Consider the following 15252-nt stretch of genomic DNA (forward strand, 5'->3'; position numbering starts at 1 on the left):
CCAGTCTGTCAGGGCGGCGCCCGCCGGGCGCGGTCGGCCGTCCCTACGCCACGGGGCTCCGCCCCGGACCCCGCTCCTCAATCGCCGGAGGGGCTTGATTGGGTCAGCCCTTGTCGAGGTACTGTTCGCGGTCCTCGTCGAGGAGGGCGTCCAGGGCCGTGCGGAGGGCGGGGATGTGGTCGAGGTCGGGGTCGGCCGAAACCACCTTGGTCGCCTCGTCCCGCGCCTCCGCGATGATCTCCTCGTCCTCGATCACGGCGAGCATCCGCAGCGAGGAGCGCACACCGGACTGGGCCTGGCCGAGGACGTCGCCCTCGCGGCGCTGTTCCAGGTCGATGCGGGAGAGCTCGAACCCGTCGAGCGTGGACGCGACCGCGCCGAGACGGGCGCGGGCCGGGCTCGCCTCCGGCATCTCGGTGACCAGGAGGCACAGGCCCGCCGCCGAGCCGCGCCCCACCCGCCCCCGCAACTGATGGAGCTGCGAGACGCCGAAGCGGTCGGCGTCCATGATCACCATCGCCGTGGCGTTCGGCACGTTCACACCGACCTCGATGACGGTCGTCGCCACCAGGACGTCCGTCTCCCCCGCGGCGAAGCGACGCATCACGGCGTCCTTGTCGTCGGGCTGCATCCGCCCGTGCAGGACCTCCACCTTGAGCCCGCGCAGCGCCCCGTGCGTCAGCTCATCCGCCACGTCGAGCACCGCCAACGGCGGCCGCTTCTCCGCCTCGTCCTCGGCGGACTGCTTCTTCGCGGCGCCCTTCTTGGGCTTCTCGTCCTCGTCGTCGCCAATGCGGGGGCAGACGACGTACGCCTGGTGGCCGTTGCCGACCTCCTCCCGTACGCGCTCCCACGCGCGCGCGAGGAAGTGCGGTTTGTCGGCGGCCGGGACGACGTGGCTGGAGATCGGTGAGCGACCGGCCGGAAGCTGGTCGAGGACGGACGTCTCCAGGTCGCCGAAGACCGTCATGGCGACCGTGCGCGGAATCGGCGTCGCCGTCATGACCAGGAGGTGCGGCGGCTGTTTGCCCTTGGAGCGCAGGGCGTCGCGCTGTTCCACACCGAAGCGGTGCTGTTCGTCGACCACGACCAGGCCCAGGTCGTCGAACTGCACCTTGTCCTCGATCAGCGCGTGCGTACCGATGACGATGCCGGCCTCGGCGGTCGCCAGGTCGAGCAGCGCCTGGCGGCGGGCGGCCATGCCCATGGAGCCGGTCAACAGCACCACCTTGGTGGCGTGCTCGGACCCGCCCAGCATCCCGCCCTCGGCCAGCTCGCCCATCATCTCGGTGATGGACCGGTGGTGCTGCTGGGCCAGCACTTCGGTGGGCGCGAGCATCGCGGCCTGCCCGCCCGCGTCGACGACGGCGAGCATGGCGCGCAGGGCCACCATCGTGTTGTGGGTCACCGTGAAGTTGTCGGTCACGTAGGCACGGCTCTGATGAGCGACGCTGATGCACTGGACCGGCTTGCGCCCCACGAACTCAACTGACCGAATTCCCCGCCGGAACGTGTTGTACTTCGGCCGAGGCCGCACGCGTTCGGCTTTGCGCGTCAGCCTGAAGGGCGCGTACTCGTCGGGGAGAGCCACCGAAACGTTGAACGCGTCCCGCTTCGGCAGCACCCGTGCCCGCCCACCCAACGAGCGAACCAGCCAGGCAACGTCGTCCGCCAGCCTGCGCGAAGCCGAGCAGAGCGAGATGCTCATGCCATCCGCGTGAATCGTGCCGCCGGTGTCCAAGAGCCCCTGCAAGAGGGCCAGACGGTTCTTGATCGAAGTGTTCTTGAAGTCATCGGGCACGAACTTTCCATGTGACGTCGCACCCCAGAGATTCAGATCTCGTAGGACCTGGATGACGGGGTTGCGCATCCCTCCCGCACGGTGCGTCAGCTGAATCGTGAAATCGCAACCCTCGCCCTTCACCGGAACCAGTCGGCATTCGGGAGCCGCGGCCTGTGCCGCGGCATCTCGGATCTCCTCGTCGATCGTGGACAGGCGGAGGTTGTACCGAAATGAGCCGTCTCCCAAGAGAAGACCGAACAGATACGGATCAAGAGGCAGCGGCGCGTCCCCTCCGATGTCGACCGGAGTGGCTGCCGGCAGGTACCACTTGGAGGATCCGTTGGCCTTGAACAGGTCGAGGCGGATCTCTCTGGTGGTCATGACCTTGGGGGCCTGCCCTCGGTGCCATCCACAGCTCGTGCCGACGATCCACAGATGTTCGTCGTCACACTCGACGGAGCTTCCATCAGACAGGACCAGGCGCCAGACGTCCCGCTCCCCTTGTGGAAAGACTCCGTCGATCGCCGCGATCTCGCCGTTGGGCACCACAATGTGGTCTCCCACCCGGAGGTCACCCATGCGGCGAAAGCCGTCTGGAGCAAGGACGAGCGAATCGAGCGGCTGGGCTTTGCCCGAGCCCACCTCCCCCTGAAGCAGCCTGTGCATCGGATGCTCCGTGGCCAGGTCGTCGAAGATCTCCCGGGAGACCTTCTGCTGGCCGTCCGTGAGCGTGAACGGGAGCTTCGCGTCGAAGGCGGTCAACAGGCCGTCCTCCTTCGGCACCCGCGCGACCGCCGTCAGCTGTGTCTCCGCGAAACGGCGCCTGGCGAGGGCCACTTGGAGGACGAAGGCCTCGTCCCACTTGAGGCGGGCGCGGGCGTCGGCGATGTCGGCCTTCGTGTGCGGCCGGTGGATCTTGAGCAGGGCCTCGGGGAGCGGGACGAGGCCGCGCCCCTCGCGCAGCGACTCGGGCAGCGGGTCCTCGGCCTCGCGCGCGCTGGGCAGCACCAGGTCCACGGCCTTGGCGATCTTCCAGGACTCCAGCTTGGCCGTGGCGGGGTAGATCGGCAGCAGGGCGCCGGCCCACGAGCCGACGGCCTCGGCGGCGTCCTCGGAGGACTCGGCGTTGAGCAACTGGTAGGCGGGGTGCGCCAGTTGCATCTTCCGGTTGAAGACGGAGACCTTGCCCGCGAACATCGCGCGCGTACCCGGCAACAGGTCCTTGTGCGGCTTGTGGATGCCGCGGCCGAAGAAGACGAGCTGGAGCTGGCCGCTGCCGTCCGTGATGGTGACTTCGAGGCGCTGGCCCCTGCCGCCGTTGAACTTCAGGATGCGGGCGGTCGCGACCTGGGCGACGACCGTGACGTGCTCGTCGAGCGGCAGCTCCGCGAGCCGGGTCAGCTCGCCCCGCTCCGCGTATCTGCGCGGATAGTGGTGCAGCAGGTCACCGACGGTGTGCAGGCCGAGATGCTCGGCCATCACCTTCGCGGTGGCGGGTCCGAGCAGTTTCTTGAGCGGTTCTTCGAGCGCGGGCACGAGATCCATTGCACACCACGGCACTGACAATCACCTTGACCGCCTCCTCGACCCGATCTACGTTGCGTCCACAAATCGAAACGTGATCTACGTTTGTGGACGGCGCAGGGCTGCACGGGACAGCGCAGGACTGCACAGGACGGCGGAGGACCCCATGACGCTCACCGGCTATCTGGTCGTCGCGGGCGCCCTGACCGTGGCGGCCTGTCTCCAGGCCTCGATCGGCTTCGGCATGGCGATGCTCGCCGCTCCGGTGGTCGCCGTGATCGACCCGTCCCTCGTACCGGGAACTCTGATCGTCCAGGCGACCGTGCTGAGCCTGCTCGTGACCGTGGCCGACCGGCAGCACATAGACCTGCGGGGCACCGGCTGGGCACTGGTCGGACGGGTGCCGGGGACCGTCGCGGGGGCGCTGCTCGTGGCGACGCTGCCGCAACAGGGGCTCGCCCTGATGCTGTCCGCCGTGGTGCTCCTCGGCGTCGTACTGACCTGCTTCGGCTGGGCCCCGCGCCCGCACCGGCCCGCCCTGGTCCTCGCCGGTTCCGCGTCCGGCCTCTTCGGCACGGCCACCTCGATCGGCGGCCCGCCGATGGCGCTGGTGTGGCAGGGCAGGGACGCCCCGGTGGTGCGCTCCACCATGAGCGGGTTCTTCCTGGTCGGCTCGGTGCTCTCCATCGCGACGCTCGCGTCCACGGGCTCGATCGGTACGCACACCCTGGCGATGTCCGCCGCACTCGCCCCCGCGTCGGTCCTCGGCTACGTACTCTCGCGCTACGTCAACCGCTTCATGGACGCGCGACGGCTGCGCTGGGCCGCGATCGGGGTGTCCACGCTGGGGGCCGTACTCCTGATCGGCCAGCAACTGCTGTGAGGCGGGCGGCCGACCCGCTCACCACCTCGGTACCCCCGGGTCGAACTCCGGCCGGAAGCGCCGCATGTACGCCGTGTCGTCGCGCTCCCGGATGCCGCACGTGACGTACTGCTCGTGCAGCCGCGCGAGCGCGTCCCGGTCGAGTTCGACGCCGAGACCGGGGGCGGTGGGCACGGCGACGGCGCCGCCCTGGAAGGTGAGCGCGCCCGGCGCGACGACGTCCTCTGCGGGGTCCTTCCACGGCCAGTGCGTATCGCAGGCGTAGTCGAGGTTGGGGGTGGCGGCGGCGAGATGGGTCATGGCCGCGAGGCTGATGCCCAGGTGCGAGTTGGAGTGCATGGACAGGCCGAGGCCGAACGTCTCGCAGATCCCGCCGAGCCGCTGCGAGCGACGAAGCCCGCCCCAGAAGTGGTGGTCGGACAGCACCACTTGGACGGCGCCTTGCCGCACGGCGGGCGGCAGGTGGTGGAAGGCGACCACGCACATGTTGGTGGCGAGCGGCATCGGCACCTCGCGCGCGACGCGGGCCATGCCCTCGATGCCGGGCGTCGGGTCCTCCAGGTATTCGAGTACGCCGTCGAGCTCCTGCCCCACTTTGATGGAACTGGCCGTGTTCCAGGCCCCGTTGGGGTCGAGCCGCAGCGGGAGCTCCGGGAAGGCGGCGCGCAGCGCCCGTACCGCCTCGATCTCCTCCTCGGGCGGGAAGACGCCACCCTTGAGCTTGATCGCGCCGAACCCGTAGGCGTCGACGATCCGCCGCGCCTGCCGCACGAGCCCCTCCGGGTCGAGCGCCGCGCCCCACGCGTCGTCCTCCTGTCCGGGGTGGCCGGCCCACTTGTAGAAGAGGTACGCGCTGTAGGCGACGCGGTCGCGGACGGCGCCGCCCAGCAGGTCGCTCACCGGGCGACCGACGATCTTGCCCTGTAGGTCGAGCGCGGCCACCTCGAAGGGCGAGACGACCCGGTCGGCGAGCGAGCTGTCGGTCACCATCCCGCTCATCCCGTGCCCGCCCGCACCACTGTCGGAGACCAGCGACTCCCCGACCGCCCGCCAGACGCCGTTCAGGTCGAAGACGTCGACGCCGACCAGGTGCCGACCGGCGCGTTCAAGGCGGCGCAGATGCGGCAGGTCACCGTAGGACTCACCGAGCCCGCACAGCCCGCTGTCGGTCACCACCTCGACGACCGAGCGCAGCGCGAACGGCTCGTGCACGCCTACGGAGTTGAGGAGCGGAAGGTCACGGAAGGCCACCGGTGTCACGCGTACTTCGGTGATCCGGTGCTTCTCGGCTGCGGCGGCTGCGGGTGCGATGTCGGGCGCGGCGGGATCAGGCATGCCGGGATGCTGACACGATCTACGTATGTAGACAAGGCTTCCGTACGTGAATCAGGCCGAAGGCAGGCCCCGCCTCCGGCAACCGTGAGAACCGTGAGAACCGTCCTACTCGACGCCGATCAGCATCAGCGCCGACTGCCGCCCACCCCGGTACACCACGGTGTCCACGGCCAAGTGCGACTCGCGCACATGCTGTTCGAGCCCGGCCGCGACCTCGTCGGAGACCTCCTCGCCGAGGACGAGCGTGACGAGTTCGCCGCCCGCCGCGAGCATCCGGTCGAGGACGGTGCGCGCCGTGGCGGGGACCTCGCCGCCGATGACCGCCACGTCTCCGTCGATGAGGCCGAGCACGTCCCCGGCCTGGCAGATGCCCGCCATGGTCCACGACTGCCGCTCGGCGACGAGGAGTTCGCCGTACCGGGTCGCGCCCGCGGCCGACGTCATCGCCACGACGTCCTCGTCGAAGCGCCGGTCGGGCTCGTGGACGGCGAGCGCGGCGATGCCCTGGACCGCGGAGCGGGTCGGGATGAGCGCGATCCGGATGCCTTCGGAGCGGGCCTGCTCGGCCGCCGCCGCGGCGGTGTGCCGCAGCTCCGCGTCGTTCGGCAACAGCACCACCTCGCGCGCGTGGGCACGCCGTATCGCGTCGACGAGCTCCCCGCTGGCGGGCGGCTCACCGGGCCGGTCGGGCACCGTCGTGGCACCCGCCTCCGTGTAGAGGTCCGCGAGCCCGTCGCCCGGCACGACCGCTACGACGGCCCGCTGCGCGCGCTCGCGCGGCGGCGCCGAGCCGTGCCCCGCGTGCACGTCGCCGAGCCCGAAGTGCGTGATGCGGATGCGGTACGGGCGCCCGGCCTCGACGCCCGCCTCCACGGCCGCGCCCGCGTCGTCGACGTGCACGTGGACGTTCCACAGCCCGTCCCCGCCCACGACGACCAGCGAGTCCCCGAGGGCGTCGAGCCTGGTCCGCAGCCGGGCCACGGCCCGGTCGTCCGCCTCCAGCAGGTAGATGACCTCGAAGGCGGGCCCCGCGGCGCCGTCGTCCTCCGGGCATTCGAGCAGTACGCCCTCGGGGACGGCGTCCACGCGCGCGTGCCGGTCGTCCGCCGCTACGCGCGCGTGCCCGCCATCGCCACCTCGTCGTACCGGAGCCTCCCCGCACACGGCCTCGCTCAACGCGCCCAGGACGGCCACGAGCCCCCGCCCACCCGCGTCCACGACCCCTGCGCCGCCCAGGACGGCGAGCTGCCCCGGCGTCGCGTCGAGCGCCACGCACGCGCCTTCGTAGGCGGCACGGACGACGTCCCCGCAGTCCCCGTCGACCCCGGAGGCGGCCCGCGCGGCCGCCGTCGCCACGGTCAGGACGGTGCCCTCCACGGGATGCGCGACCGCCTCGCGCGCGGACTCGGCGGCCCGGCCGAGCGCGAGCCGCAGCGCGCCCGCGTCGACCCCGGCAGCGTGATCTCCCTCACCCGGTCCGCCGTCGGCGAGCACCTGCGCCATCCCCCGCAGCAGCTGCGCGAGGATCGTCCCGGAGTTGCCGCGGGCGCCGATGAGGGCACCGTGCGCCATGGCGCGCAGCACTTCCGGGAGCGCGGGGGCGGCCGGCTCGGGCCCCACCTCAAGGCCCGCGAAAACCGCCTCGACGGCCTGGTGCGCGGACTCCACGGTCAGATACAGATTGGTGCCGGTGTCCCCGTCCGCGACGGGATACACGTTGATCGCGTCGATCTCCGCGCGTTCGCGGCCGAGCGCCTCCAGAGCCAGTGAGCACCAGGCGCGCACCGCGATCACGTCGAGCACCTGCGGCACCTGTGCCTCCTTGAGCGGCTGGACTGGCACCGCAGAGTAGACCCCGGAAGGTGACCGTCCGGAAAGAGGGCCCGGTCACAAGCGGGGCCGGGGCAGGGCGCCCGGAGCCCGGGCAGGGGGCCCGACCAGCCATGGTAGTTTCGTTCTACCGACGCAGCCGTTGTATGCTGCTCGGGTTGCCCGATATCCGTCGGGACACCCCTGGCACCGCCACCCAGATCCTCGATCCTCCGATCTCGATCTCGGCATGCCGGGATCAACCGTAAGTGCATCTGAAGTCTTTGGAGTGACCCGTGGCTGCCAACTGCGACGTCTGCGGCAAGGGGCCGGGCTTCGGCAACAACATCTCGCACTCGCACCGCCGTACGCCCCGTCGCTGGAACCCGAACATCCAGCGTGTGCGTGCAGTGGTCGGCGGGACGCCGAAGCGCCTCAACGCCTGCACCTCGTGCATCAAGGCCGGCAAGGTCTCGCGCTGACGTAACGCTTAGCGCGGCCACCTCGCTGGTTGCTTGAAAGAGCCGGTCCCCTCGGGGACCGGCTCTTTTCTGTGCCCAGGCGTGCCTACTCGATCTCGCCTCCGGCGCCACCGGCCCCGAAGTGGTCCCAGCCACCCTGATTCGTCCAGGGCGCCCCGTCCACGGTCACCTGGGGCAGCGCGGAGGGGCCGAGGACCTCGCCGATCACCTTCCAGCGCGCGGGCAGCTTCACGTCCGGCGGGAAGGTCGCCACGATCGCGTGGTCCTCTCCCCCGCTCAGCACCCACTGCAGCGGGTCGACGCCGACGGCCTGGCCGATGTCGTTCATCTGCGAAGGCACGTCCACCTTCCCGGACTTGATGTCGATACGGACCTTGCTCGACTCGGCGATGTGGCCCAGGTCGGCGATGAGTCCGTCACTCACGTCACACATGGCGGTGGCACCGAGCCCGGCCGCGGCGGGACCCGCGTCGTACGGGGGCTCGGGACGGCGGTGCGCCTCCACGAAGGCGCGCGGCGAGCGGAAGCCACGGGAGAGCACCGCGTATCCGGCGGCGGACCAGCCGAGCCAGCCGGTCACCGCCACGACGTCACCGGGGCGGGCGCCGCCCCGGGTCACCGGGTCGTGGCCCTGCATGTCGCCGAGCGCGGTGATCGCCACGGTGATCGTGTCTCCGCGCACGACGTCGCCCCCGACCACGGCGGCGCCCGCCACCTGGCACTCGTCGCGCAGCCCGTCCATCAGCTCCGATGGCCAGGACGCGGGGAGTTCGGCGGGGACGACGAGGCCGAGCAGCAGCGCGGTCGGCACGGCGCCCATGGCCGCGATGTCGGCGAGGTTCTGCGCGGCGGCCTTGCGCCCGACGTCGTACGCGGTGGACCAGTCGCGCCTGAAGTGCCGGTTCTCCAGCAGGACGTCGGTGCTCGCGACGACCCTGCGGTCCGGCGCCGCGATCACGGCGGCGTCGTCTCCGGGGCCGATGCGTACGGCCGGGGTGGTGGTGAGCCGCGAGGTCAGCTCTCGGATGAGGCCGAACTCCCCCAACTCGCCGACGGTGCCCTTCATGCGCGTGCTGCCCTTTCTGCCCCGGTTCGCTGGCTCCCGCCAGGGCCGTCTGCCCCGGCCCGCTTGCGGTCGCGGGCCGTCTCTGTCATGGGTACGGTTCTTGTCACGGGCCTGCCTTCCACGTCCGTCGGGCGCCACAGCCGCCACCGGGTCTCCCCGCGACGAGCGGTGACGCGATAACGTGGCGTCCCTTCTCCCCACATGATCCTCGTGATGATCCTCGTGGCCGCCCTGGAGGTTCCGTGGTACAGGCGTACATCCTGATCCAGACCGAAGTAGGCAAGGCGTCGACCGTCGCCGAGCTGATCGGGAAGATTCCAGGAGTGATCCAGGCCGAGGACGTCACCGGCCCCTACGACGTGATCGTGCGCGCGCAGGCCGACACGGTCGACGAGCTGGGTCGCATGGTGGTCGCCAAGGTGCAGCAAGTGGACGGCATCACGCGCACCTTGACCTGCCCGGTCGTCCACCTGTAGCCCCCGTCTACCCTGTGCCGGTGAAGTCATATCGTCACCGGCTCCGTCATGGCCGACTCAGCCGCCTGTCCATAGTGGTGCCCTCGCTCTTCCTGCTGATCGCCACCGCGGGCTGCGCGGCGACGGACGACGCCCCCGAGGCACCGGTCCCCACTCCGGACGCGAAGGCCGCCAAGCTGTGCCGGAACCTGGACGAGGCCCTGCCGGAAAAGGTCGACGGACTCGAGCGCAACGATCCCGAACCCGGCTCGGAGCTCACCGCGGCATGGGGAAGCCCCGCGATCATACTGCGCTGCGGCGTGCCGTGGCCCGACGCGGCGGTGAAGGCGAAGAGCAACACGGCGACGATCGACGGCGTCGGCTGGGTCGCGGAGCAACTCGACAACGGCGCACAGCGCCTGACGACGGGCGGACGCCTCGCCTACGTAGAGGTGACGATCCCCAAGGACGAGGTCGCCAAGAGCGGGGCGGGCTCCCTGGTCGACCTCGCGAAGCCCATCAAGAAGGCGATCCCCGAAGGGATCGCCGACTAGAGGTGCCGCATGGTGCTCAGCGCAGCCCGGTCGAGCGCCGCAGCGCGGCCTCGATGAGCCGGTCCACCAGCTCCGGGTAGCCGACGCCGCTCTCCTGCCACATGCGCGGGTACATGGAGATCGGGGTGAAGCCCGGCAGCGTATTGATCTCGTTGATGACGAACTCCCCGTCCTCGTCGAGGAAGAAGTCCGCGCGGACCAGGCCCTCGCAGGACATGGCCTCGAAGGCGTCGACGGCGAGCTTGCGGACCTCGGCGGTCTGCTCCTCGGTCAGCGGCGCGGGCACGATGCCGGCGGCGGAGTCGATGTACTTCGCCTCGAAGTCGTAGAACGCGTGGGAGTCGGCCGGGGGGATCTCGGCCGGCACGGAGGCGCGCGGACCGTCCTCGAACTCCAGGACCCCGCACTCGATCTCGCGCCCGACGATGCCCGCCTCGACGATCACCTTCGGGTCGTGCTCGCGGGCCGTCTCCATCGCCTCGTCGAGCCCGTCGAAGGAGTCGACCTTCGTGATGCCGATCGAGGAACCCGCGCGCGCGGGCTTGATGAACAGCGGCCAGCCGTGGTCCCCGACGAAGTCGGCGATGCGCCGCCGGGCGCCGTCCCGGTCCTGCTCCCACTCGCGCGGACGCACGACTACGTACGGGCCGACCTTCAGCCCGAAGGACGTGAAGATCCGCTTCATGTACTCCTTGTCCTGGCCGACGGCCGAGGAGAGCACACCGCAGCCGACGTACGGGGTTCCGGAGAGGTCCAGGAGGCCCTGGATGGTGCCGTCCTCGCCGTACGGGCCGTGCAGCACGGGGAAGACCACGTCGACCTCGCCGAGGGCCTTGGGGACCGATCCCGGCTCGTTGTAGACGACTTCGCGGGAGCCGGGGTCGACCGGGAGCACCACGCCGCCCTCGGCCGACTCGGCGAGATCGGCGACGTCCGGCACCTGACGGTCGGTGATGGCCATCCGCTCCGGGTCGTCCGCCGTCAGCGCCCAACGCCCCTCACGCGTGATGCCGACCGGCAGCACGTCGTACTTGGAACGGTCGATGGCGCGCAGCACGGCACCCGCCGTGACCACGGAGACGCCGTGCTCGGAGCTGCGACCACCGAAGACGACGGCCACACGCGGCTTGGGCCCACCTGCGGTGGACGCCGGGCTCTGGGGGAGGTTCTCGCTGCTCATATCGCGTTGAGCGTACCTGCTGGTAGTACGAGAGTCAGCGCCCGCAGAGCCTGGGGCCTGTCGTCAAACTCCCGTCGTCGCTCAGCGTCGTTCCGGCTTGGCGGAGCGCGACATGAGCTCCTTCACCGCGACGACCGGGGACTTGCCCTCGTGGACGATCGCGACGACGGTCTCCGTGATCGGCATGTCGACGCCGTGCCGGCGCGCCAGATCGAGCACCGACTCGCAGGACTTGACGCCCTCCGCGGTCTGCTTGGTGACCGCGATCGTCTCCTGGAGGGTCATGCCCTTGCCGAGGTTCGTACCGAAGGTGTGGTTGCGCGAGAGCGGCGAGGAGCAGGTGGCCACCAGGTCGCCGAGGCCCGCGAGTCCGGAGAACGTCAGCGGGTCAGCGCCCATGGCGAGCCCGAGCCGGGTCGTCTCCGCGAGCCCGCGCGTGATGAGCGAGCCCTTCGTGTTGTCGCCGAGCCCCATGCCGTCCGCGATGCCGACGGCGAGCCCGATGACGTTCTTGACGGCGCCGCCGAGCTCGCAGCCGACCACGTCGGTGTTCGTGTACGGCCTGAAGTACGGGGTGTGGCTGGCGACTTGGAGGCGCTGGGCCACGGCCTCGTCGCGGCAGGCGACGACCGCGGCGGCGGGCTGCCGGGCGGCGATCTCGCGCGCGAGGTTGGGCCCGGTGACGATCGCGATGCGGTCCTCGCCGACCTTCGTGACGTCCTCGACGACCTCGCTCATGCGCATCGCCGAACCCAGCTCGACGCCCTTCATGAGCGATACGAGGACGGTGTCGGGGGCGAGCAGCGGGGCCCACTCCGCCAGGTTCTGGCGCAGCGTCTGAGAGGGCACGGCGAGCACCGTGAAGTCGGCGCCGGCGGCGGCCTCGGCCGGATCGCTGGTGGCCCGTACGTTCTCGGGGAGTTCGACGCCGGGCAGGTAATCCGGGTTCGTACGCGTGGAGTTGACGGCCTCGGCGAGTTCGGCGCGGCGGGCCCAGAGGGTGACGTCGCAGCCCGCGTCCGCGAGCACCATCGCGAAGGCGGTGCCCCAGGAGCCGGTGCCGAAGACGGCGGCCTTCACGGGTCGGGTCACTTGCTGTTCTCCTCGGTCGTACCGCCGGAAGGCGCTGAACTCTCCTTGCCCGCCTGCAACTTGCGGCGCTGCTCGATGCGCGCCTCACGCGGGTCGTAACGCTTCTGCGGGGCCTGCTCGCCGCGCAGCACCTCCACCTCGGCGGTGATCGCGGTCATGATGACCTCGGTCGCCTCCTTGAGCAGCTCCGGCGTGATCTCCCGGTCGTAGAACGCGGAGAGGTCGACGGGTTCACCGGCGAGCACGTGGTGCGTCTTGCGCGGGAAGAAGTGCGGCTTCTTGGAGTACGGCGCGAGCGCTTCCGTGGCGCCCCATTGGCCGACCGGAATCACCGGGCACTTGGTCTGCAGCGCCACGCGCGCGACGCCGGTCTTTCCGGTCATCGGCCACAGTTGGGGATCGCGGGTAAGCGTTCCTTCGGGATAGAAGGCGACGCACTCACCGCGCTCCACGGCGTCGATCGCGGCACGGAAGGCGCTCAGCGCGTTCGTGGACTCGCGATAGACGGGAATCTGTCCGGTGCCGCGCATCGCGGCGCCCACGAACCCCTTCTTGAAGAGGCCGTGCTTCGCGAGGAAACGCGGGACCCGTCCCGTGTTGTACTGAAAGTGGGCGTAGAGGAACGGGTCGAGATGCGAATTGTGGTTGACCGCGGTGATAAAGCCTCCGTCGGCCGGAATGTTCTCCATTCCACGCCAGTCCCGCTTGAACAGAACCACCAGCGGTGGTTTGCAGAGGACCGCGGCGAAGCGGTACCAGAAGCCGATTCTGCGGCGGGACACTCGGACACCTTCCTCTAGGGGGTCTACGGGCCGCACAAGTGTCGCCCCGGACCACCGGTCTGTCGAGAACACCGTACGCCCGCGCGGACAGCCGCACCTCATGCACAGGTCACAATGGGCGCGTGCAGTGGACCCTGGTGATACCGCTGAAACCGCTGGTGCGGGCCAAGAGCAGGCTGGCCCCGACAGCGGGACCCGCCCTGCGCCCGGGCCTGGCCCTGGCGTTCGCCCAGGACACCGTGGCCGCGGCGGGGGCCTGTGCGGCGGTGCGGGATGTGGTGGTCGTCACGGACGACGCCCGCGCGGAACGCGAACTCGGCGCCCTGGGCGCCCACGTCGTCCCGGACACCCCGCAGGCGGGCCTCAACGCCGCTCTCGCGCACGGAGCGGCGTCCGTACGCTCCGTGCGCCAGGACGCCGCCGTGGCCGCCCTGAACGCCGATCTGCCGGCGCTGCGCCCCTTGGAATTGGCCCGTGTTCTCGCGACGGCCGCCGCATTTCCCCGCGCATTTCTGCCCGATGCCGCCGGAATCGGCACAACACTCTTGTCCGCGACCCCCGGAACGGAATTGCGCCCCGCATTCGGCGGGGCCTCTCGCGCCCGCCATGCGGCGTCCGGCGCAGCGGAACTCCCCTGCGAAGGCGTCGACTCCGTACGCCAGGACGTCGACACCGGCGAGGACCTGCGCACGGCCCTGGCCCTTGGGGTGGGCCCGTACACCGCGAAGGCCGCGGCCGGGCTCCTGATCCCCGACTGAGTACGCTGCCCGTATGCAGGCCACCGCGTACACGTACGACTCCGAAACCCGTTCCGGGAGCGTCCTCCTGGACGACGGGACCCCCGTCCCCTTCGACGCCGCCGCCTTCGACGCGGGCGGCCTGCGGCTGCTGCGGCCGGGGCAGCGGGTGCGCATCGAGGTCCAGGGCGAGGGCGAGGCCCGGCAGATCACGCTCGTGACCCTGCAGACCTTCTGAATACGGGTTCCGTACAGGGTCTGCGGACACACCGCGGGCCGGTCTCCCCGGAGGGAGCCCGGCCCGACGCGTGAGCAACCTTGGCGTACGCCCAGAAGCGACTTACTTCTTGCGGGCGGTGGCCTTCTTGGCGGTGGTCTTGCGCGCCGTCGACTTCTTGGCGGGTGCCTTCTTGGCCGTGGCCTTCTTGGCGGGCGCCGTCTTCTTGGCCGTGGCCTTCTTGGCGGGGGCCGCCTTCTTGGCCGTGGCCTTCTTGGCGGTGGTCTTCTTCGCCGGAGCCGCCTTCTTGGCCGTGGTCTTCTTCGCCGTGGTCTTCTTGGCGGTGGTCTTCTTCGCCGTGGCCTTCTTCGCCGGCGTGGCCTTCTTCGCCGCCGCCTTCTTGGCCGTGGACTTCTTGGCCGCCGCCTTCTTGACCGTCGCCGAAGCGCCGCCGCTCAGGCTGCCCTTGGGCGCCTTCTTGACCGCGACGTCGTTCTTCGGGAGCTTCTTCGAACCCGCGACGAGGTCCTTGAAGCCCTGGCCGGCGCGGAAGCGCGGCACGGACGTCTTCTTGACCCGGACGCGCTCCCCGGTCTGCGGGTTGCGGGCGTAACGGGCCGGGCGGTCGACCTTCTCGAACGAACCGAAGCCCGTGACCGAGACGCGGTCACCGCTGACCACGGAACGGACGATGGCGTCGAGTACGGCGTCGACGGCGTCAGCGGCCTGCTGACGGCCACCGACCTTGTCGGCAATGGCTTCTACGAGCTGCGCCTTGTTCACGTCTTCCCCTTCGGAGACATTGCCGGAACGAATCTCTTTCGCACCGGCTTTTTCGCACGTTAGGCAGATATATACCGCAAATCAAACGCGAAACGGGCTAATCACCCTTGTGCCGCAACGAACTGGACAGTCTCAGAGTTCCTCTTCAGTGATGGAGCCCTCTTCGAAGTCGTCGAGGTCCGCCATGAATCGCTCCAGACGCCTTGCCGCACCGGCGAGATCGTGTTTGGCCGCGGCCGTGACGGCCAGCAGCTTCCGGGTCAGCGCCATCCGTACGCCCTCCGGGACTTGCAGTGTGCGCACTCGGGCGTGCGCTTCCTTGAGTTGGTCCGCGACTGCCGCGTACAGCTGGAGTTGGCCGTCGTGTTCCATGCACAGATTGTGCCATCTGGGGCGAGTTGTCGCCTCCGCAGGGTGCAACTCCCGCCCCACAAGCCACTTATGGAGCCTCGCACGACGGGCCCGCCGAGCGTGCCACCGACCCACGCGTACCCCAGGAACACCCTTGTCATTCAAGGGAGTTGAGGCCTCGCACCGACCACTCGCCGAGGGTGTCGGGCGGCCTCTGGA

General features: G+C 70.2%; 15 protein-coding genes. 6 read left to right on the forward strand and 9 right to left on the reverse strand.

Features of this window, described 5'->3' with window-relative positions:
* Nucleotides 1-103: 103 nt before the first annotated feature.
* On the reverse strand, nucleotides 104-3328 hold the full coding sequence (locus RBJ65_RS24825) for a helicase-related protein (RefSeq protein ID WP_306318759.1): 3225 nt from the start codon (nucleotides 3326-3328) through the stop codon (nucleotides 104-106).
* Between the two features lie 145 nt (nucleotides 3329-3473).
* On the opposite strand from RBJ65_RS24825, the gene RBJ65_RS24830 reads away from it, so the two are divergent.
* Nucleotides 3474-4190 carry a sulfite exporter TauE/SafE family protein gene (locus RBJ65_RS24830; RefSeq protein WP_306318760.1) on the forward strand — a complete coding sequence of 239 codons (717 nt, stop codon included), beginning with the start codon at nucleotides 3474-3476 and terminating at the stop codon, nucleotides 4188-4190.
* 18 nt (nucleotides 4191-4208) lie between these two features.
* Here RBJ65_RS24830 and RBJ65_RS24835 read toward each other — a convergent pair whose 3' ends face one another.
* Together RBJ65_RS24835 and RBJ65_RS24840 are read right to left on the reverse strand one after the other, a co-directional pair.
* On the reverse strand, nucleotides 4209-5525 hold the full coding sequence (locus RBJ65_RS24835; RefSeq protein WP_306318761.1) for a glucarate dehydratase family protein: 1317 nt from the start codon (nucleotides 5523-5525) through the stop codon (nucleotides 4209-4211).
* 105 nt (nucleotides 5526-5630) lie between these two features.
* A complete protein-coding gene (locus RBJ65_RS24840; RefSeq protein ID WP_306318762.1) occupies nucleotides 5631-7337 on the reverse strand; it encodes a DAK2 domain-containing protein in 1707 nt (568 codons plus the stop codon).
* Between the two features lie 293 nt (nucleotides 7338-7630).
* On the opposite strand from RBJ65_RS24840, the gene rpmB reads away from it, so the two are divergent.
* Nucleotides 7631-7816: a 50S ribosomal protein L28 gene (gene rpmB / locus RBJ65_RS24845; protein WP_030195073.1), complete on the forward strand. Its 186-nt coding sequence runs from the start codon at nucleotides 7631-7633 to the stop codon at nucleotides 7814-7816.
* Nucleotides 7817-7901: 85 nt separating this feature from the next.
* On the opposite strand, the gene RBJ65_RS24850 is transcribed toward rpmB, so the two are convergent.
* A complete protein-coding gene (locus tag RBJ65_RS24850; RefSeq protein WP_306318763.1) occupies nucleotides 7902-8882 on the reverse strand; it encodes a thiamine-phosphate kinase in 981 nt (326 codons plus the stop codon).
* Nucleotides 8883-9124: 242 nt separating this feature from the next.
* Here RBJ65_RS24850 and RBJ65_RS24855 point away from each other — a divergent pair, with 242 nt between their 5' ends.
* Both RBJ65_RS24855 and RBJ65_RS24860 read left to right on the forward strand, forming a co-directional pair.
* Nucleotides 9125-9358 carry an Lrp/AsnC family transcriptional regulator gene (locus tag RBJ65_RS24855; RefSeq protein WP_016642988.1) on the forward strand — a complete coding sequence of 78 codons (234 nt, stop codon included), beginning with the start codon at nucleotides 9125-9127 and terminating at the stop codon, nucleotides 9356-9358.
* Nucleotides 9359-9378: 20 nt separating this feature from the next.
* Complete coding sequence (locus RBJ65_RS24860; protein ID WP_306318764.1) at nucleotides 9379-9891, forward strand: DUF3515 domain-containing protein; 513 nt, start codon at nucleotides 9379-9381, stop codon at nucleotides 9889-9891.
* Nucleotides 9892-9907: 16 nt separating this feature from the next.
* Here the strand turns inward: RBJ65_RS24860 and RBJ65_RS24865 are convergent, their stop codons facing one another.
* The 3 genes from RBJ65_RS24865 to RBJ65_RS24875 all read right to left on the reverse strand — a co-directional run bounded on the left by RBJ65_RS24865 (nucleotide 9908) and on the right by RBJ65_RS24875 (nucleotide 12945).
* The gene (locus RBJ65_RS24865) at nucleotides 9908-11071 is read right to left on the reverse strand and encodes a D-alanine--D-alanine ligase family protein (RefSeq protein WP_306318765.1); all 1164 of its coding nucleotides are present in this window, start codon (nucleotides 11069-11071) and stop codon (nucleotides 9908-9910) included.
* A gap of 81 nt (nucleotides 11072-11152) precedes the next feature.
* Nucleotides 11153-12163: an NAD(P)H-dependent glycerol-3-phosphate dehydrogenase gene (locus RBJ65_RS24870; RefSeq protein ID WP_306318766.1), complete on the reverse strand. Its 1011-nt coding sequence runs from the start codon at nucleotides 12161-12163 to the stop codon at nucleotides 11153-11155.
* On the reverse strand, nucleotides 12160-12945 hold the full coding sequence (locus RBJ65_RS24875; RefSeq protein ID WP_306318767.1) for a 1-acyl-sn-glycerol-3-phosphate acyltransferase: 786 nt from the start codon (nucleotides 12943-12945) through the stop codon (nucleotides 12160-12162). The genes RBJ65_RS24870 and RBJ65_RS24875 overlap by 4 nt, the downstream gene beginning before the upstream one ends.
* A 122-nt stretch (nucleotides 12946-13067) precedes the next feature.
* Between RBJ65_RS24875 and cofC the strand changes: the two genes are divergently transcribed.
* Together cofC and RBJ65_RS24885 are read left to right on the forward strand one after the other, a co-directional pair.
* Nucleotides 13068-13703 (forward strand): 2-phospho-L-lactate guanylyltransferase, encoded by a 636-nt coding sequence (cofC, locus tag RBJ65_RS24880; RefSeq protein ID WP_306318768.1) that lies wholly within the window; start codon nucleotides 13068-13070, stop codon nucleotides 13701-13703.
* 13 nt (nucleotides 13704-13716) lie between these two features.
* Entirely contained in the window at nucleotides 13717-13920 is a 204-nt protein-coding gene (locus RBJ65_RS24885; protein ID WP_306318769.1) for a hypothetical protein, read from the forward strand.
* 102 nt (nucleotides 13921-14022) lie between these two features.
* On the opposite strand, the gene RBJ65_RS24890 is transcribed toward RBJ65_RS24885, so the two are convergent.
* Entirely contained in the window at nucleotides 14023-14682 is a 660-nt protein-coding gene (locus RBJ65_RS24890) for an HU family DNA-binding protein (protein ID WP_306318770.1), read from the reverse strand.
* A 132-nt stretch (nucleotides 14683-14814) separates the two neighbouring features.
* On the reverse strand, nucleotides 14815-15054 hold the full coding sequence (locus RBJ65_RS24895; protein WP_266714505.1) for a hypothetical protein: 240 nt from the start codon (nucleotides 15052-15054) through the stop codon (nucleotides 14815-14817).
* Between the last annotated feature and the right edge of the window lie 198 nt (nucleotides 15055-15252).

The sequence above is a fragment of the Streptomyces sp. KL109B genome, from assembly GCF_030766935.1.
Lineage (GTDB): Bacteria > Actinomycetota > Actinomycetes > Streptomycetales > Streptomycetaceae > Streptomyces.

Coding starts and splice junctions, on each gene's coding strand:
- RBJ65_RS24825 (WP_306318759.1), bottom strand. CDS start 3,328: ATGGATCTCGTGCCCGCGCTCGAAGAACCGCTCAAGAAACTGCTCGGA.
- RBJ65_RS24830 (WP_306318760.1), top strand. CDS start 3,474: ATGACGCTCACCGGCTATCTGGTCGTCGCGGGCGCCCTGACCGTGGCG.
- RBJ65_RS24835 (WP_306318761.1), bottom strand. CDS start 5,525: ATGCCTGATCCCGCCGCGCCCGACATCGCACCCGCAGCCGCCGCAGCC.
- RBJ65_RS24850 (WP_306318763.1), bottom strand. CDS start 8,882: ATGAAGGGCACCGTCGGCGAGTTGGGGGAGTTCGGCCTCATCCGAGAG.
- RBJ65_RS24865 (WP_306318765.1), bottom strand. CDS start 11,071: ATGAGCAGCGAGAACCTCCCCCAGAGCCCGGCGTCCACCGCAGGTGGG.
- RBJ65_RS24885 (WP_306318769.1), top strand. CDS start 13,717: ATGCAGGCCACCGCGTACACGTACGACTCCGAAACCCGTTCCGGGAGC.
- RBJ65_RS24895 (WP_266714505.1), bottom strand. CDS start 15,054: ATGGAACACGACGGCCAACTCCAGCTGTACGCGGCAGTCGCGGACCAA.